The following is an 18,173-nucleotide window of genomic DNA, read 5'->3' on the forward strand; positions in this document are numbered from 1 at the left end:
GTCAGGCCCGAGGACAGTGGTTGCAACGCTTTGGAGACACATGATGATCGATTGCGAAGACAGGCCGGCCCATACCCAGCGCAAGGTGGCCGCGGCAAGCAGGACGGGGATCGAGCTCAGGCGCATCTCCCCCGCCATCGGCGTGGAGGTTTCGGGCATAGACCTGCGCCAGCCCATGAGCGAGGAGCAGGCGCGCGAGCTGCGCCAGGCGCTGGTGGCGCACAAGGTGCTGGTGTTTCGCGAGCAGAACATCACGCCTGCCCAGCATGTGGCGTTTGCGCGCTGCTTCGGCGAGCTGGAGCTGCATCCGGTATTTCCCCATCACCCCGACCATGCCGAGCTGGTGCTGCTGGGCGGCAACAGCAAGATCCCAGGCACCGAGAACGTCTATCACACCGATGTCTCCTGGCGTGAGACGCCTTCCATGGCCTCGGTGCTGCGCTGCGTGGAATGCCCCGAGGTCGGCGGCGACACGGTCTGGATCAATATGGAGCAGGCCTACGAGCAGCTGCCCGAGACGCGCAAGCAGCAGATTGCCGGCCTGTACGCCGTGCATGACATCCTGCCTTCGTTCGGTGCGCGCATGACGCCCGCAGAGCAGGCCCAGGCACGCGGTAAATACCCGCCCGTGGTGCACCCGGTGGTGCGCACCCACCCCGAAAGCGGCCAGAAGATTCTCTACGTCAACGAGACCTTCGTCACGCATTTCGCCAACTTCAGCTCGAACTTCGACAGCTTCCGCTCGGCCAACGAAATTCATGCCCAGCAACAGGATCTGATGAACTATCTGCTGCGCCAGCCTACGATTCTGGAATACCAGATGCGTCTGCACTGGGAGCCCAACACCATCGCCATGTGGGACAACCGCTCTACCCAGCATTACGCGATTCAGGACTACTTCCCGGCCGTGCGCCGCATGCATCGCGCCACGGTCGTGGGCGACAAACCGTTCTGAGCCGCCCGCCAATCAAACTGGGTCGTGCAGGTGGTTTAACGCTGCGTTAAACCACCTGCGGCAGTCTTGTCTTGTAGAGTTCAAAGCAGCAAGCATCTGCTTTGAGCCTCCCAAACAGCGAGACAGAACATGCAGCAACAAGACTTTGATTACGATTTTCTGGTCATAGGCGGTGGCTCGGGCGGCGTGCGCGCCAGCCGTGTGGCTGCCGGTCTGGGGGCCCGTGTGGCTGTGGTGGAAGCTGCCCAATTGGGCGGTACCTGCGTCAACGTGGGCTGCATCCCCAAGAAGCTGCTCAGCCATGCCGCGCACTTCAGCCAACTGGCCGAGGAGGCCCGGGGCTTTGGCTGGCAGCTGGAGCGGGCGCGCTTCGACTGGCCCACGCTGATTGCCAACAAGGACCGCGAAATCGAGCGCCTGAACGGTGTCTACGGCCGCATGCTGGCCGGGGCAGGCATTACCCTTATCCATGGCCGTGCGGCGCTCTCGGGGCCGCATAGCGTGCTGGTGAACGGCCAGACCATCCATGCCCGCCATATCCTGATTGCAACGGGCGGAACGCCCAGCCTGCCCGATATTCCTGGCGTGGAGCATGCCATCAGCTCTGACGAGGCCTTCCATCTGCCGCATCTGCCCAGGCGGGTGGTGGTCGTGGGCGGAGGCTATATCGCCGTGGAGTTCGCCTCCATCTTCAACGGCCTGGGGGCCGAGACCACGCTGCTGCACCGTCGCCAGCAGCTGCTGCGCGGCTTTGATGCCGACCTGGGTCTGCACCTGGGCCAGGAGATGGCCCAGCTGGGCGTGAACTTCCGTTGGGAGGATGAGATTCAGGCCATCGACAAGCAGGCGGACGGCCTGCACCTGCAGCTCAAGAGCGGCGAGCAGCTGGCGGTGGACTGCGTGATGTATGCCACGGGTCGTGTGCCCCTGATCGAAGGCCTGGGGCTGGAGGCCGCGGGTGTCAAGGTCAACGACAAGGGCGCCATCGAGGTGGATCAGTATTTCTGCAGCAACGTGCCCTCCATCCATGCCGTGGGCGATGTGGTCGATCGCATGGCCCTGACGCCCGTGGCGCTGGCCGAGGGGACGGTGCTCGCCCATCATCTGTTCGGCCAGGGCGGCAGGAGCGCTCCCGACTACGAGCTGGTGCCGACGGCGGTGTTTTCCCATCCGCAGGTGGGCACCGTGGGCCTGTCGGAGGAAGTGGCGCGCGAGCGCTTCGGCGCGGTGCAGGTTTTCCAGTCCGGCTTCAGGCCGCTGACCAACCGCATGGGGGCCGAGCCCGAGAACGTCTTCCTCAAGCTCATCGTCTCCAAGGCCGACCAGCGCGTGCGCGGCGTGCATATGGTGGGCGAGGGCGCGGGCGAACTGATGCAGGGCTTTGCCGTGGCGCTGCAATGCGGCGCGACCAAGCAGCAGTTCGATGCGACCATAGGCATACACCCGACCGTGGCCGAGGAGCTGGTGACCATGCGGGAGCCGGTGCGGGAATGAGACACGACACCCCGCGCGTTCGCACTGCAGGGCGCGCAGGGCGACACCGCAATGAAAAATGGGCCTTTTCAGGCCCATTTCCTTGTCCATCAAGCGCTATACGCTTGAAAGAGCGAGTCGACTTCAGCCGCGTGCGGCGTCCGGCAGCTCGATCTTGACTTCCAGAACCTCAAGGTTTTCCTGGCGCTCCAGTTGTACCTTGATGTCATTGGGGTTGATGTCCACATACTTGGAAATCACGGCCATCAGCTCTTTTTGCAGGGCCGGGAGATAGTCGGGCTTGCCGCTTTCGCCGCCCACGCGCTCGCGCGCGAGAATGATTTGCAGACGCTCCTTGGCGACCGAAGCGGACTTCTTCTTCTCCCCGAGCAGAAACGACAACATGGACATCAGGCTTACCTCCCGCCAAACATGCGCTTGAAGAAGCCGGGCTTGACGGCTTCGGTAAAGCGCATGGGTTTTTCTTCGCCCAGGAATCGGGCCACCACATCCTGATAGGCCTCGGCCACATCCGTGCCTTGCATGTGCACGGCGGGAATGCCCTGGTTGGAGGCCTGGAGCACGGTTTCGGATTCGGGGATCACGCCGATCAGCTCGATGCGCAGAATGTCCTGGATATCCTCCAGCGACAGCATCTGGCCGTCTTCCACACGATTGGGGTTGTAGCGCGTGATCAGCAGATGCTCCTTGATACGCTCGCCCTTGACCGCACGCTCCGTCTTGGAGCTGAGCATGCCCAAGATACGGTCCGAGTCTCGCACCGACGAGACTTCGGGGTTGGTCACCACCAGGGCCTCTTCGGCATAGTGCATGGCCATCAGTGCGCCGCTTTCAATGCCGGCGGGCGAGTCGCAGATGATGAACTCGAAGTCCATGGCGGACAGATCGTCCAGCACCTTCTTCACGCCTTCCTGCGTGAGGGCTTCCTTGTCTCGGGTCTGCGAAGCGGCCAGCACGAACAGGTTTTCGCACTGCTTGTCCTTGATCAGGGCCTGGTTCAGATTGGCTTCGCCCTGGATGACATTGATGAGGTCATAGACCACGCGGCGTTCGCAGCCCATGATCAGATCGAGATTGCGCAGACCCACATCGAAGTCAATCACTGCGGTCTTGTGGCCGCGCAGTGCGAGGCCGGATGCGAAGCTGGCGCTGGTGGTGGTCTTGCCGACACCGCCTTTGCCAGAGGTCACGACGACGATTTTGGCCATGTTTGCACGATTCCTTTAAGACAAATGGGGCAGGTTGATAGGGTGTCCGGTGTGTCTCTCATACCGGCTCGATAACGATTCTTTCTCCCTCCAGGCGCACCTTGGCAGCTTTGCCGGCGACGTCCTTGGGGAGATCGGTTTCAATTGTGCGGTAGATACCTGCGATGGAAAGCAGTTGCGCCTCCATGCAAGTGCTAAAAATTCTTGCGCTGGTGTTGCCGCTGGCCCCGGCCACGGCGCGGCCGCGCAGCGGCGCATAGACATGGACGTTGCCGTCGGCAATCACCTCGGCACCATAGCTGACCATGTCCAGAACCACAATGTCGGTGCCTTTGGCATAGACGCGCTGTCCCGAGCGCAGCGGCCGGTCCACGATGACGGCATCGGCCAGCGGAGCAGGCACCTCGACCTCCACTTCGCGAATGATTTCGTGGATTTCCGGCTGGGTGCGGCGCGTCGGCATGGCATCGGGGGCTGCGCTCAGACCAAGGGCCTTGGCTGCTTCCATCTGGGCCTCGCTGCCGCTGCGCACGGCAACGGGCACTGTGCGGTGGTTGCGCAGGGCCTCGATCAGGGCCGGGAAGTCGATTTCTTCCTCTGCTTCGCGCACCTGGCTGAGGTCGATCAGCACAGGGTCGTTGTCGAAGAAGTCCGGGTCGTCGGCAAGACGGCGGGCCAGATCCTGGGCCAGCGCCTGCATGTCGGTGCTGCGAAGTACCACGGAAAGCACCGGCAGTTGTGCGCTCTTGAGGTCAAAGCTGGGGCGCTCGGCGCCGGTCGATTCAACAGACATGGATGGGATCAGCGCACATCAGGTGCTCTATGAGGACGACAAAGTGTACCTGCCTACCGGTAAAAGATATGGTCACCGAGTGTTTGCACTGCAACACTTGATGCACCTCAGAGGCCTGTGTCTGTGCAGGTCTGGATGAAAATACAGTCATGTCTCCAGAGCTTTTGATCCAGGGCGCCTGTGCCAGCATCACCTTGCGCCGTCCCGAAGTTGCCAACAAACTGCTGCCCGAAGACCTGATCGTGCTGCGCCGTCAGATCGACGAGGTCAATGCCAGCCCCGCGGTGCTGGTGCTGACGCTGCAGGCGGTGGGCAAGCATTTCTGCAGCGGTTATGACATTGGCGAGATCGCCAACAGCCAGAACGAGGGCAGCTCCTTCGGCGAGATGGTGGATGCCATCGAGAACTGCCGTCCCGTCACCATTGCCGCGATTCAGGGCGGCGTGTTCGGCGGTGCCACCGATATGGCACTGGCCTGCGACTTCCGCGTGGGCGGGGCCAACAGCCAGATGTTCATGCCCGCCGCGCGGCTGGGCCTGCATTTCTACCTCTCGGGCCTGGAGCGCTATGTGACCCGCCTGGGCGTGGATACGGCCAAGCGCCTGTTCCTGAGCTGCGAGAAGCTGCAGGCCCAGGCCATGAAGGACTGCGGCTTTCTGACCGATCTGGTGGACGGCACCGATATCGGCGAGCGCGTGATGCAGCTGCAGACCACGTTGGCCGGCATGGCGCCGCTGGCCTTGCTGGGAATGAAGAAACATCTCAACGCCATTGCCCGTGGCGTGCATGACAAGGCGGGCGTCGATGCCGCCGTGCAGGCCACCATCGCCTCAGCCGATCTGAAGGAAGGCGGCGCGGCCTGGCGCGAAAAGAGAACTGCCCGCTTTCAGGGGCACTGATCCCCAAGAAGGGACGGTAATCCTTTGCAAGGCGGCGGAGGCCACTCAGGCCCTCGCACCGCGCCTGCTGTGTCAGGACACTGTGCCTGCTCCTGCCCGGGCCAGATATTCCCTGGCAAAGCCCTCGTACCAGTCCAGGCAGCCTGGGTTGGCCATGGCGTCCTTGTTGACCACCTTGGCCAGCGGCTGGCCCAGCAGCAGCTTCTTGATGGGCAGCTCCTGCTTTTTGCCGCTGAGCGTGCGCGGTATCTCGGCCACGGCAAAGATATCGTCGGGCACAAAGCGGGGCGACAGCGCCGAGCGGATGGCCTTGTTGATGCGCTCGCGCAGCGCCGCATCGAGCTCCACGCCCGGACGCAGGGCCACAAACAGCGGCATATAGCTGTCCTTGCCCAGATATTCGAGATCCACCACCATGCTGTCCAGCACCTCGGGCAGGGCCTCGACGGCGCTGTAGATCTCGCTGGTGCCCATGCGCAGGCCATGGCGGTTGATGGTGGCGTCGCTGCGGCCGTAGATGATGCAGCCGCCCTCGCCAAGCAGCTTGATCCAGTCGCCATGACGCCAGACCGGCCCCATTTCGGCGTCACCATCGCCGCCGCCCGGTTGGCGGCCATGGCCGGCCGGGTACATATCGAAGTAACTCGACAAATAGCGCTTGCCGTCCGCATCGCCCCAGAGAAACAGCGGCATGGAGGGAATGGGCTGGGTGCAGACCAGCTCGCCGACCTCGTCCATCACGGGCTGGCCTTGCTCGTTCCAGGCCTCGACGGCGGCGCCCAACTGGCGGCACTGCATGACGCCGGGCACCAGGGGCAGATCGCGGTTGCCGCCGATGAAGGCCCCCGCGAAGTCGGTGCCGCCCGAGAGGTTGTTCCACCAAATGTCAGGGCGCCCAAGCTTGGCAAACTGCTCCGTCCCCCACTGCTGTACCTCGGCGGACAGCGGCGAGCCCGTGCTGCCCAGCCCGCGTATGCGCGACAGGTCGCCGCAGCTGGACAGCTCAAGACCGGCTTTCATGCAGTTGGCATAGAAGGCCGCGCCCGAGCCAAAGCTGGTCACGCCGGTCTCGGCCGCAAAGCGCCACAGCGTGCCCCAGTCGGGCTTGTCCTTGCTGCCGCCGGGGCTGCCGTCAAAGATCACGCAGCTCGTGCCGCCCAGCAGGCCCGAGACCTGGGCATTCCACATCACCCAGCCCGTGGAGCTGTACCAGTGGTAGCGCTCGCCCCAGCTATTGGGCTCGTAGCTGCAGCCGATGTCGTTGTGCAAGGCCTTGAGCTGCAAGGCCACCAGCACCATGCCGCCATGGCCGTGGACTATGGGCTTGGGCAGGCCCGTGGTGCCGCTGGAGTAGACGATCCACAGTGGGTGATCGAAGGGCAGCCACTCTGGCGTGAAGGCTGCCGTCTCCGCATCATTTTGCGAGGTAACGCTGATGTAGTCTGCGGTGTCAGCTATCTTTATCGAAGTATCCAGATTGGGCACCAGCACCACGTGCTGCACGCTGGGCAGGCCCTGGCGCAGCTCCTGCAGGACCTCGCGGCGGTCTATGTCCTTGCCTGCGTAATGCACGCCGTCCACGGCGATCAGCGCCTTGGGCGCTATCTGCTTGAAGCGGTCGAGCACGGCATGGGTGCCCATGTCGGGCGCGCAGATGCTCCAGATGGCGCCCAGGCTGGCGCAGGCCAGAAAGGCGACCATGGCCTCGGGAATATTGGGCAGATAGGCCGCGACGCGGTCGCCCTTGGCAACGCCCTGGGCACGCAGATGCAGGGCCAGGGCCGCCACCTGGCCCTGCAGCTCGGGCCAGCTCAGCTCGCGCTGCAGACCCTGCTCGTTGCGGCTGATGACGGCCGGCATGCCGGCGGCATGGGCCGGCTGGACATGGCGCAGCACCTGCTGCACATAGTTCACCTGCGCGCCCGGGAACCACTGCGCGCCGGGCATGGTGTTCCTGGCCAGCACCGCGCTGTGCGGCGTGGGCGACTGCAGATCGAAGTAATCCCAGATGCTTTGCCAGAAGGTGTCGAGATCGCTGGTCGACCAGCGCCACAGCGCGTCATAGTCGGCAAAGCTCAGGCCGCGCGTTTCATGCAGCCAGTTCTGGTACAGCCGGATCTGAGGGATATAGGGAGCGGGGTGTTGCGGTGCGGAAGACATGGGTCCAGCCTAGCGCTGCAGCCCTTGCAAGTCATTGGTGGTGGCCCCGTCAGATGTCACCTGTGCAGCAGCGCGGTCGGCTGTATGGGCGCACACGAGCACAGCTGAGCGGTCAAACCGACACGACTTACGCAAATCAGGTTCGAGCAGGAACTGCGCCGTAGGGACGCAGCCTTGGTGCATCCATGTTTGCGTAGGTCCTCATCGATAATCGGGGCCTGTCTACACCGTCAACGGCGCATGCCGGCGACCCGCACCCCATGTCCGCTTTGCCCACCCGCGTGCTGGCCGTCATTCCGCCGATGACGCAGCTCAACACTCCCTACCCCTCCACGGCCTACCTGACCGGCTTTCTGCGCTCGCGCGGCATCACCGCCATGCAGGAAGACCTGGCACTGGCCCTGGTGCTGCAGCTGCTCTCGCCCGATGGCCTGCGCGCCGTGGCCGAGCGCATCCAGAGTCTGCCTGCCAGGCAGCACACGCCTGCCGTCCAGTCCTTTGTCGCGCAGCAGGAGCGCTATCTGGCCACGATCGCGCCCACGATTGCGTTTTTGCAGGGGCGAGACTCCACGCTGGCCCATCGCATCGTGGGGCGCCACTTTCTGCCCGAAGGCCCGCGCTTTGCCACGCTCGATGTGTATGAGGACGAGGAAGGCGGCGATCCGCTGGGCTGGGCCTTTGGCGCCCTGGGCCTGCAAGACAAGGCCAAGCATCTGGCCACGCTATACCTCAACGATCTGGCCGATGTGCTGCGCGATGCCGTGGACGAGCGCTTCGAGTTCGTGCGCTATGCCGAGTCGCTGGCCGGCAGCCAGCCCAGCTTCGATCCGCTGGCCAGCGCACTGGCGGCAGAGCCGAATCTGGTGGACGAGGTGCTGGAGCGCCTGACGCTGGAGGCCGTGGAGCGCCACCAGCCCACGGTGGTGCTGCTGTCCGTGCCCTTTCCGGGCTCGGCCTATGCGGCGTTTCGTATTGCCCAGACCATCAAGCGGCGCTTCCCGCAGATCGCCACCGTGCTGGGCGGCGGCTTTGTCAACACCGAGCTGCGCGAGCTGGCCGAGCCGCGCGTGTTCGACTACTTCGACTTCGTGACGCTGGATGCGGGCGAACGCCCGCTGCTGGCGCTGCTCGAGCATCTGCGCGGCGAGCGCGGCAGATCGCGTCTGGTGCGCAGCTTTGTGCGCGGCGACGACGGCAAGGTGCAGTACGTGAACATGATGGAGTCCGATATCGCGTTTGCCGAGGTCGGAACGCCCACCTGGGACGGCCTGCCGCTGGACCGATACCTGTCGCTGCTGGACATGCTCAACCCCATGCACCGGCTCTGGAGCGACGGGCGCTGGAACAAGCTCACCGTAGCCCATGGCTGCTACTGGAAGAAGTGCAGCTTCTGCGATGTGAGCCTGGACTATATCGGTCGCTACGAGGGCGCCAGCGCCGCCGTGCTGGCCGACCGCATCGAGGCCATCGTCGCCGAGACCGGCCAGACCGGTTTTCACTTTGTCGACGAGGCCGCGCCGCCCAAGGCGCTCAAGGCGCTGTCGCAGGAGCTGATTGCGCGCAACGCCGGCATCTCCTGGTGGGGCAATGTGCGCTTTGAGAAGACCTTCACGCCCGAGCTGGCCGAGCTGATGGCCGACAGCGGCTGTATCGCCATCTCCGGCGGTCTGGAAGTAGCGTCCGACCGGCTGCTGGCGCTGATGAAAAAAGGCGTGACCGTGGACCAGGTGGCACGCGTGACCAAGGCGTTCTCGGAGGCCGGTATCCTGGTCCATGCCTATCTGATGTACGGCTTTCCGACGCAGACCGTGCAGGACACGGTGGACGCGCTCGAGTATGTGCGCCAGCTGTTCCTCAACGGCTGTATCCAAAGCGGCTTCTTTCACCGCTTCAGCTGCACCGTGCACTCGCCCGTGGGCCTCAACCCCGAGGAATACGGCATCGAGCTGCCGCCGCTGCCCGAGGGCAACTTTGCCAAGAACGACCGTCCCTTCATCGACCCCACGGGCGTCGATCACGATGCACTGGGCGCGGCGCTCAAGAAGGCCATCTACAACTTCATGCACGGCATAGCGCTGGAGGAGGATGTGCGCATGTGGTTCCCGTTTAAGGTGCCCAAGCCTACGGTCAAGCGCGATCGCATTGCGCGTGCGCTGCAGCAGAAGCAATGAATTTGATAGCTTCTTGCGCTTTCTGATCAATCACTTCATATCTATTTATCAATGAAATCATCGATGGGTTGGCGCTGGAAGCTATGTATTTGATAGTCTGACGTTCTGCCGCCGTTTTCCCGCGTGTGCAAGAGACCACAGTCCCTGGTTTACCAGTGCTTGCACGACCCCAGCGGGCAAGCACTGCTTGCCATAATCTGCTCCGTTTTTGATATCTCCAAGGAGCGATGGGATGGGAATGTTTCAATGGACGGAGCGATCGTCCGATGTCTTGCAGGGCGGTGGCGTCATCGGCCCCGATGAGCGACTGCCCTGGACGCAGACCGGTTTGATGGGTATCCAGCACGTGATCGCCATGTTCGGCTCCACCGTGCTGGCCCCCATCCTCATGGGGTTCGATCCCAATCTGGCGGTGTTGATGAGCGGCATCGGCACGCTGATCTTCTTTCTCATCACCGGCGGCAAGGTGCCCAGCTATCTGGGCTCTTCCTTTGCCTTCATCGGCGTGGTCAACATCGCCACCGGCTACGTGGCCAGCCAGGGCCCAGCCAACGCCAATATCGGCGTGGCGCTGGGCGGCATCATTGCCTGCGGCTTTGTCTACATGCTGGTCGGTCTGCTGGTGCAGATGGTGGGCACGGCCTGGATCGAACGCTTCATGCCGCCCGTGGTGACGGGCGCCGTGGTGGCCATCATCGGCCTGAACCTGGCCGCGATTCCCATCAAGAACATGGCGTCCAACAACTTCGAGTCCTGGATGCAGGCGCTGACCTTTGTCTCCGTGGCGCTGGTGGCCGTGTTCACACGCGGCATGCTGCAGCGCCTGCTGATTCTGATCGGCCTGATCATTGCCAGCGTGCTCTACGCCGTCTTCACCAACGGCCTGGGCTGGGGCAAGCCGGTGGACCTGAGCGGAGTGCTCAATGCCGCCTGGTTCGGCATTCCCAGCTTCCATGCGCCGGTGTTCACCAGCAATGCCATGCTGCTGATCGTGCCCGTGGTCATCATCCTGGTGGCCGAGAACCTGGGCCATATCAAGGCCGTGACCGCCATGACGGGCAAGAACCTGGACCAGTACATGGGTCGTGCCTTCATCGGTGACGGCGTAGCCACCATGGTCTCCGGCGCAGCCGGCGGCACGGGCGTGACCACCTATGCCGAAAACATCGGCGTGATGGCGGCGACCCGCATCTACTCCACGGCCGTGTTCTTTGTGGCGGCCTTGCTGGCCGTGCTGCTGGGCTTCTCGCCCAAGTTCGGTGCGCTGATCCAGGCCATTCCCCTGCCCGTGATGGGCGGTGTCTCCATCGTGGTGTTCGGCCTGATCGCCATTGCCGGCGCCAAGATCTGGGTGGACAACAAGGTGGACTTCTCCGACACCAAGAATCTGATCGTGGCTGCCATCACCCTGATCCTGGGCACCGGGGAATTCACGCTGAGGTTCGGCGAATTCGCGCTGGGCGGCATCGGCTGCGCCACTTTTGGCGCCATCATCCTGTATGCGCTGCTGACCATGGGCGAGCGCAAATCTGAAACCAAGGTACAGACCAAGTGAGTGCCAACATGTAATCGGGGGAACATTCCCCTGACAGCAGCGCGGGGCCTTTGCCGAGAATCCCGGTGTTAATGTTCCGCGCTGGTAACATTTCTCTCTGGAGATATGCCGCCCTACCCGGGCGGTTTTTTTTGGAGGTGCCAGCCTGAGCGCCGAGCATGAGCCGCAAGAATGCCAGCGCGTTGGCGCCGGTCAGGCTCGCGTGCCGGGCCGAGGCCTCTGAGTTTGGAGCATGCAATGTCCATCGCAGATCGCGTACGTTACCCAGAATTCCTCTCGCGCGTCATGACGGCCGAAGAGGCCGCCACCCTGATTCCCCACGGTGTCAATGTCGGCATGAGCGGCTTTACCGGAGCCGGTTATCCCAAGGCCTTGCCACAGGCCATAGCGGCCCGTGCCAAGGTCGAGCATGCCCAGGGCAAGCCCTACAAGATCAATGTCTGGACCGGCGCGTCCACCGCCGCCGAATGCGACGGCGTGATGGCCGAAGCCCATGCACTGGGTCAGCGCCTGCCCTTCAACACCGATCCCATCGCGCGCAAGGCCGTGAACTCGGGTGAGATCGACTTCATCGACATGCACCTGTCCCATGTGGCGCAGCATGCCTGGTTCGGCTTTCTGGGCCATATGAACATCGCCGTGATCGAGGTGCTGGGCGTGACCGCCGACGGCCTGCTGATACCGTCGACTGCCGTGGGCAACAACAAGACCTGGCTGGAGATCGCCGACAAGGTGATTCTGGAAGTCAACACCAAGCCGCCCGCCCGGATGGAGGGCATGCACGACATCTACTACGGCACGGCCATCCCGCCGCGCCGCATGCCCATCAACATGACGCATGCCGATGACCGCATCGGCGATGCCTACCTGAAGGTGGACCCCGCCAAGGTCGTGGCCGTGGTCGAGACCCACAAGGGCGACCGCGACAATGTGTTTGCCACACCGGACGAGAACTCCCAGAAAATAGCCGGCTACATCATCGACTTTCTGGCCCACGAGATGAAGATGGGCCGCCTGCCAAAGGAAATGCTGCCTATCCAGTCGGGTGTGGGCAATGTGGCCAATGCCGTGCTGGCAGGCTTGCTGACCGGCCCGTTCGAGAACCTGCTGGGCTTTACCGAAGTGCTGCAGGACGGCATGCTGGATCTGCTGCGCGCGGGCAAGATGAGCAAGGCCTCGGCCACCTCCATCTCGCTGTCTGCTGCGGCTTACAAGGACTTCGAGGACAACATCGACTTCTACCGCGAGCGCATCATCCTGCGCCCGCAGGAAATCTCGAACCACCCCGAGCTGGTGCGCCGCCTGGGCATCATCGCCATGAACTCGATGATCGAGGCCGACATCTACGGCAACATCAACTCCACCCACGTCATGGGCACAGGCATGATGAACGGCATCGGCGGCTCGGGCGACTTTGCTCGCAACGGCTATCTGTCCTTCTTTGTCACGCCTTCGGTGGCCAAGGACGGCAAGATCAGCTGCATCGTGCCCATGTGCTCGCATGTGGACCACACCGAGCATGACACCCAGATCATCGTCACCGAGCAAGGCCTGGCCGATCTGCGCGGCCTGTCGCCCAAGCAGCGTGCGCAAGTCATCATCGACAGGTGTGCCCATCCGGACTACCGCGCCCAGCTGCAGGATTATTTCGACCGCTCGCGCCAGCAGGGTGCACAGCACACGCCGCATATCCTGACCGAGGCACTGTCCTGGCATCAGCGCTTCATGGACAAGGGCGATATGCGGGGCTGAGTTACCCCCTGAGCCGCTTTGCGGCTTCCCCCCAGGGGGACGACACCCTCGCTGCGGGGCGGTGGGGCCGCCTAGGCCCTTGCTTGGTGTCTCTGACTCGGGGTGTGGGTGGGCTGACCGCTGCGAGCTAGTCCGCTTGGTGCTGGCGCCTGCTGCTCCAAGTCCTTAGCATCGAAGGACGCTCTGCAAGGAGCGTCCTTTTTTCATGCACCACAAGGACTGGTATGGCGATCTGGACCCGAGAGCTCGATCTGAAAGCGCTGAACGCAGGCAGCGCAAACACTGCAATTTCCCACCTGGGCATTGAGTTCACCGAATACGGCGACGACTATGTGCGCGCACGCATCCATGTGGATGAACGCACCTGCCAGCCCTATGGCATTTTGCACGGCGGTGTCAGCGTGGTGCTGGCCGAGACGCTGGGGTCGATGGCCGCGGCCTGCAGCATTCCCGAAGGCTACCGCTGCGTGGGCCTGGGCGTGACTGCCAATCATGTGCGAGCAGGCCGCAAGGGCAGCTGGATCACCGCCACGGCGCGGCCCACGCACCTGGGGCGCACCACGCATGTCTGGGCGGTGGAGCTGCGTGATGAAGAGGGCAAGCTGACCTGCAACTGCAGTCTGACGATGGCGATCCTGCCGCCAGAGGCGGCGAAGAATGTGCGACTGGATGCGGCTTCGTTGGGTGGGGTGCAGTAGGGCTGTGTGGTTTTTCGGGAGCTACTGGTTTGAGCGACATGTCTGATTTACAGACAGAGGGCGGGTCTCGGCCCGCCAGCCGAGGTGCTTTCTTTTGCTTCGCCAAAAGACAAGTACCCAAAGAAAAGGCGACCCGCTTGTCTGCGTCCCTGTGCTTCGCTCCGGGCAAACCTGTGTCACGCAATTCAGACTGCGGTGCGGCAAAACTCGCTGCGTGCTGGCGCACTCCGCTCAAACACGTTGCCGCAAGTCAGAGCACGAAGCATTGGCACTCTTCGGTGCCAATGCCCGCAGCCTGAACTGCGTGCCGCAGGCGCAGCCAGACGGGTGAAAGCGGGATCGGACGGCCCGAGAGAGTTATGACGGAATTGGCTTCTAGCGCTTATGCAGATTTCGGTAGCTGCTATCAGTTTGGTAAAGAATCTCTGGCATTGCCCCTTGTGCCAACGCCTGCGACAGCGGCCTCTTGTGGCGCGCAGTTGCACCGCAGAGTGCAACTGCATCGTCATCACTTTTACGGCAACGTGTTTGAACGGAGCGCGTTAGCGCGCAGTGAGTTTTGCCGTACAGCGACAAGAGGTTGACGGCGCAGGTTGCCCGCAGCGAAGCGGAGGGACGTGGGCAGTAGGGGCGGTGTTCTTTGCTTACTTTCTTGGGGGCGGCCCCCCGCCACCAGCAAGAAAGTAAGTCGGCAAGGCGGGCCGAGACCCGCCCTCTGTCTCATACCAAAGAGAAGAACTCTGCCATGGAAGAAAGGCGCAAAACCTTTCCCCGTTCAAACTCCCAGCAACGCTGACAACTTCTCCGGCTGCTGCAGCAGATCCACGGACTGAGCCTGCAAGGCCAGTCGGCCTTTTTCCATCACCACGGCTTTGTCGGTATGGGCCAGCACCTTCTTGTAGTCTCGGTCCACGATCAGCGTGGAGATGCCGGTTTCCCGAATCTGGGCAATCACGCGCCAGATTTCGGCCACCACCAGCGGAGCCAGTCCTTCGGTGGCCTCGTCGAGAATCATGAGGCGCGGATTGGTCATCAGTGCGCGGCCGATGGAGACCATCTGCTGCTCGCCGCCCGAGAGTTGATCGCCGCCGTTGGACAGTCGCTCCTTGAGGCGTGGAAAGGTTTCCAGAACGCGCTCGTAGGTCCAGCCCCGGCTGCCGTCCAGGCCGGCTCTGGCGCTCATCAAGAGGTTTTCCTTGACGGAGAGATTGGGGAATACGCCGCGCCCTTCGGGGACATAGCCAATGCCAAGATGCGCCATTTTCTCGGGGGCGGAATTCGTCACCTCCTTGCCGTCGGCAAACACCCGGCCCGAACGTGCCGCCACATAGCCCATCAGCGTGCGGATCAGCGTGGTCTTGCCCATGCCGTTGCGGCCCAGCAGGCCCACGGCTTGGCCTTGGGGCAGATCCAGCGAGATGCCGTGCAGGATATGGCTGTCGCCGTAAAAGCTGTGCACTTCCTGCAGGCTGAACATGGCATGGTTCGAAGCCCCGGAAAGTGGGCGCGTGCCTGTGCCAGAGGCAGCAAGCAAGGGCTGCCCCGCAGCGATGGTGCCGTCCCCCGAGGGGGAAGCGGCAGAGCCGCTCAGGGGGGGCTTTGTTTCAAGCATGCTCTTCTTCTCCCAGATAGGCGGTGCGCACGACCGGGTCGTTGCGAATCTGATCGGGCGTGCCCGTGGCCACCACGCTGCCGTTGACCATGACGGTGATGCGATCGGCAATGCGAAAAACGGCATCCATATCGTGCTCCACCAGCAGCACGGCATGCGCGGATTTGAGCTCCTGCAGCAGCTCCAGCATGCGTTCTGTCTCTTCGGCGCCCATGCCTGCCAGAGGTTCGTCAAGCAGCAGCACGCGGGGTGCTGTGGCCAGACACATGGCGACCTCCAGCTGGCGCTTGGCGCCGTGGCTGAGGCTGCCGGCGATGCGCTCGGCATGCTGGGCAAGACCTGCGCGCTGCAGCGCAGATTGCGCCCGCTGCATGCTGGCTGCGCAATGCTGGGCCGATTCCCAGATGCGCCAGGGCCTTGGTAGGGCCTGGGCCTGGGCCGTGAGGCGACAGTTCTCCAGCACCGTGAACTCGGGAAAGATGGTGGTGCGCTGATAGCTGCGCCCGATGCCGGCCTTGGCGCGCTGCGGCTGCGGCATCTGCGTGACGTCCCGGCCTTCAAGCGAAATGCTGCCGCTGCTGGCCGCTATCTCGCCCGAGAGCATGTTGATCAGCGTGGACTTGCCTGCGCCGTTGGTGCCGATGACGGCATGGACCTCGCCCTGGTGCAGATCCAGGTCCACATTGTTCACGGCCACCAGCCCGCCAAAGCGCCGCGTCAGGCCGCGCACCGACATCTGGGGAGCATTTTCCGCATCAGCCATGATCTGCTCCTTGCTGGCCAGCGCTTGCCGACTGAGACTTCTGCGCTGCAGCCTTCTTCTGCCATTTGTCGTTGATGCCCACCAGACCCTTGGGCAGCAGCGCGACCAGCGCGATGATGGCGATGCCCAGCGTCAGCTGCCAGTGATCTGCTGCATTGCCAACGATGGCATGCGTGCTCAGCAGCTCCTTGAGCAGCACAAAGGTGATGGTGCCCAGCACGGCACCGCGCAGCGAGCCCACGCCACCCAGAATCAGCATCAGCAGTACCTCGCCGGAGTGGTGCCAGGCCAGCAGCTCTGGGTTGACCACGGCATCGCGTGCAGCCAGCAGAAAGCCCGCCAGACCCGCCAGCGCACCGGCAATCACAAAGCCGGCGAGCTTGTAGCCGTAGGTGGCAAAGCCGGCAGCGCGCATGCGCTGCTCGTTGACGCGAATGCCGGCCAGCGCATGGCCGAAGCGGGAGTGGCGCAGCATGGCGATGAAGGCATAGACCAGCACCAGCGCGGCCAGTACCACGAAGTACTGCGTGCTGCTGCTTTCCATGTCCAGTGCGCCTATGGCCGGGCGCTGCATCAGATAGATGCCGTCGCTGCCGCCGAAATAGCCCACGTCGTGCACGACAAAGAAAGCCAGCTGCGCGAATGCCAGCGTGACCATGATGAAGTACACGCCCTTGGTGCGCAGACTCAGGGCGCCCACCACCAGCGCATACAGGCCCGAGACACCGACGGCGGCGCCGAGCATGACGAGAAAGTTGCTGCCGTCCTGGCCGGCGGCCTTCACCGCCGCATAGGCACCGAGCCCGAAGTAGGCCGCATGGCCCAGGCTGACCAGCCCTGCGCCGCCCACCAGGATATGCAGGCTCAGCGCAAAGATGGACAGGATCATGATCTTGACCACCAGATCGGAGAGATAGGCCGACCAGAAGGGCTGTGCGGCAGCCAGCAGCGCTGCAGCAGCCAGCGGCAGCACCACAGCTACCCACACGCTTTTGGCGCGAATGGGGCGGCTCTGGTTGGTGACGGCCGGTGCTTCTGCATAGGCCTGATTGGATTGCGGCAGCGGCGTATAGGAGGTATCGCTCATATCAGTGATCCTTGACACTGCTTGCAGAACTGGCGTGAGCCAAGCAGGGGACATGGGGCAAGGGCCTGGCCGGCCGCACCGAAGCGAAGGTGTTGTCCCCCTCCCGCGTCGCGAGAGAGGGGGAAGGCGCGAAGCGACTCAGGGGGAGCTTCATCATCTCTTGCCCATCAGGCCTTCAGGGCGCCATACAAGGATCACGGCCATGAGCAGATAGATGCTCATGCCGCTGAGTTCCTGGAAGAACACCTTGCCGAAGGTATCCACAAAGCCCACCAGCAGCGAGGCAATCAGCGCGCCGGTGATCGAGCCTATGCCGCCGATGACCACCACCACAAAGCAGATGATGAGCACGCTGGAGCCCATATTGGGATAGACCGAACTCATGGGCGCCGCGATCATTCCGGCCAGGGCCGCCAGGGCCACGCCCACGGCAAAGACGATGCGGTACAGGCGCTTGATGTTGATGCCCAGGCCGCGCACCATGTCGCGGTTGCTGGCACCGGCACGAATCATCATGCCCAGACGCGTGCGGTTGACGGTGTAGTACATCAGCAGCGCCACCAGCAGGCAGGCAGCGGCTGCAAACACGTTGTACCAGGGGTACTGCATCATGCCCATCAAAGGGAAGCTGCCGGCCAGCCAGGCAGGCTTTTCCACGCCATGCACATCGTTGCCCACGAGGATGGCGCGCAGGCCTTCAAACACCAGAATCAGGCCATAGGTCATCAGCACCTGCTGCAGGTGATCGCGTTCGTAGAGAAAACTGAAGAATGCCCATTCGAGAAAATAGCCCAGCACCACGGCCAGCACCACGCCGGCCAGCAGCATGATGATGAAATGCTGGCCCAGGTACGGTGCGAGCGAGAACGCCACATAGGCACCAATCATGTAGAAGCTGCCATGGGCGAGGTTGATCACCCCCATGATGCCGAAGATCAGCGTCAGGCCAGAGGCCAGCAGAAACAGAAGCAGTCCGTACTGAACAGAGTTCAGACACTGCACCAGAAAAGTGGCGAGATCCACGGC

15 protein-coding genes are annotated in these 18,173 nt (G+C 63.1%); 7 read left to right on the forward strand and 8 right to left on the reverse strand.

Annotated elements, in window-relative coordinates; translation table 11 throughout:
- The first annotated feature begins 43 nt into the window (after positions 1 to 43).
- Together AAIL67_RS07195 and gorA are read left to right on the forward strand one after the other, a co-directional pair.
- On the forward strand, positions 44 to 955 hold the full coding sequence (locus AAIL67_RS07195; protein WP_343483741.1) for a TauD/TfdA family dioxygenase: 912 nt from the start codon (positions 44 to 46) through the stop codon (positions 953 to 955).
- Positions 956 to 1,084: 129 nt separating this feature from the next.
- The gene (gene gorA, locus AAIL67_RS07200) at positions 1,085 to 2,449 is read left to right on the forward strand and encodes a glutathione-disulfide reductase (RefSeq protein ID WP_343483669.1); all 1,365 of its coding nucleotides are present in this window, start codon (positions 1,085 to 1,087) and stop codon (positions 2,447 to 2,449) included.
- A 123-nt stretch (positions 2,450 to 2,572) separates the two neighbouring features.
- On the opposite strand, the gene minE is transcribed toward gorA, so the two are convergent.
- The 3 genes from minE to minC are packed head-to-tail and all read right to left on the reverse strand — an operon-like array spanning position 2,573 to position 4,450.
- Positions 2,573 to 2,839, reverse strand: a complete 267-nt coding sequence (minE, locus tag AAIL67_RS07205) for a cell division topological specificity factor MinE (protein ID WP_003071985.1) — start codon at positions 2,837 to 2,839, stop codon at positions 2,573 to 2,575.
- A 5-nt stretch (positions 2,840 to 2,844) separates the two neighbouring features.
- Complete coding sequence (gene minD / locus AAIL67_RS07210; protein ID WP_003069672.1) at positions 2,845 to 3,657, reverse strand: septum site-determining protein MinD; 813 nt, start codon at positions 3,655 to 3,657, stop codon at positions 2,845 to 2,847.
- Positions 3,658 to 3,715: 58 nt separating this feature from the next.
- Positions 3,716 to 4,450: a septum site-determining protein MinC gene (minC, locus tag AAIL67_RS07215; RefSeq protein ID WP_343483670.1), complete on the reverse strand. Its 735-nt coding sequence runs from the start codon at positions 4,448 to 4,450 to the stop codon at positions 3,716 to 3,718.
- Positions 4,451 to 4,599: 149 nt separating this feature from the next.
- Here minC and AAIL67_RS07220 point away from each other — a divergent pair, with 149 nt between their 5' ends.
- Complete coding sequence (locus tag AAIL67_RS07220) at positions 4,600 to 5,349, forward strand: enoyl-CoA hydratase/isomerase family protein (RefSeq protein ID WP_343483671.1); 750 nt, start codon at positions 4,600 to 4,602, stop codon at positions 5,347 to 5,349.
- A gap of 72 nt (positions 5,350 to 5,421) precedes the next feature.
- On the opposite strand, the gene AAIL67_RS07225 is transcribed toward AAIL67_RS07220, so the two are convergent.
- Positions 5,422 to 7,509 (reverse strand): acetoacetate--CoA ligase, encoded by a 2,088-nt coding sequence (locus tag AAIL67_RS07225; protein WP_343483672.1) that lies wholly within the window; start codon positions 7,507 to 7,509, stop codon positions 5,422 to 5,424.
- A 260-nt stretch (positions 7,510 to 7,769) separates the two neighbouring features.
- Here AAIL67_RS07225 and AAIL67_RS07230 point away from each other — a divergent pair, with 260 nt between their 5' ends.
- From AAIL67_RS07230 to AAIL67_RS07245, 4 genes are all read left to right on the forward strand, one after another.
- The gene (locus tag AAIL67_RS07230; protein ID WP_012836595.1) at positions 7,770 to 9,680 is read left to right on the forward strand and encodes a B12-binding domain-containing radical SAM protein; all 1,911 of its coding nucleotides are present in this window, start codon (positions 7,770 to 7,772) and stop codon (positions 9,678 to 9,680) included.
- Between the two features lie 232 nt (positions 9,681 to 9,912).
- The gene (locus AAIL67_RS07235; RefSeq protein ID WP_343483673.1) at positions 9,913 to 11,235 is read left to right on the forward strand and encodes a solute carrier family 23 protein; all 1,323 of its coding nucleotides are present in this window, start codon (positions 9,913 to 9,915) and stop codon (positions 11,233 to 11,235) included.
- 237 nt (positions 11,236 to 11,472) lie between these two features.
- Complete coding sequence (locus AAIL67_RS07240) at positions 11,473 to 12,987, forward strand: acetyl-CoA hydrolase/transferase family protein (protein ID WP_343483674.1); 1,515 nt, start codon at positions 11,473 to 11,475, stop codon at positions 12,985 to 12,987.
- A 224-nt stretch (positions 12,988 to 13,211) separates the two neighbouring features.
- Entirely contained in the window at positions 13,212 to 13,685 is a 474-nt protein-coding gene (locus AAIL67_RS07245; RefSeq protein ID WP_034382695.1) for a hotdog fold thioesterase, read from the forward strand.
- A gap of 775 nt (positions 13,686 to 14,460) precedes the next feature.
- Here AAIL67_RS07245 and AAIL67_RS07250 read toward each other — a convergent pair.
- The 4 genes from AAIL67_RS07250 to AAIL67_RS07265 all read right to left on the reverse strand — a co-directional run bounded on the left by AAIL67_RS07250 (position 14,461) and on the right by AAIL67_RS07265 (position 18,170).
- Positions 14,461 to 15,162 carry an ABC transporter ATP-binding protein gene (locus tag AAIL67_RS07250; RefSeq protein ID WP_343483742.1) on the reverse strand — a complete coding sequence of 234 codons (702 nt, stop codon included), beginning with the start codon at positions 15,160 to 15,162 and terminating at the stop codon, positions 14,461 to 14,463.
- A gap of 127 nt (positions 15,163 to 15,289) precedes the next feature.
- Positions 15,290 to 16,060, reverse strand: coding sequence for an ABC transporter ATP-binding protein (locus AAIL67_RS07255; RefSeq protein WP_063662591.1), 771 nt, complete (start codon positions 16,058 to 16,060; stop codon positions 15,290 to 15,292).
- Complete coding sequence (locus AAIL67_RS07260) at positions 16,053 to 17,147, reverse strand: branched-chain amino acid ABC transporter permease (RefSeq protein WP_034351270.1); 1,095 nt, start codon at positions 17,145 to 17,147, stop codon at positions 16,053 to 16,055. The genes AAIL67_RS07255 and AAIL67_RS07260 overlap by 8 nt, the downstream gene beginning before the upstream one ends.
- A gap of 153 nt (positions 17,148 to 17,300) precedes the next feature.
- Entirely contained in the window at positions 17,301 to 18,170 is an 870-nt protein-coding gene (locus AAIL67_RS07265) for a branched-chain amino acid ABC transporter permease (RefSeq protein ID WP_012836600.1), read from the reverse strand.
- Between the last annotated feature and the right edge of the window lie 3 nt (positions 18,171 to 18,173).

This window comes from Comamonas sp. A7-5 (genome assembly GCF_039581385.1).
In the GTDB taxonomy this organism is placed as follows: domain Bacteria; phylum Pseudomonadota; class Gammaproteobacteria; order Burkholderiales; family Burkholderiaceae_C; genus Comamonas; species Comamonas thiooxydans.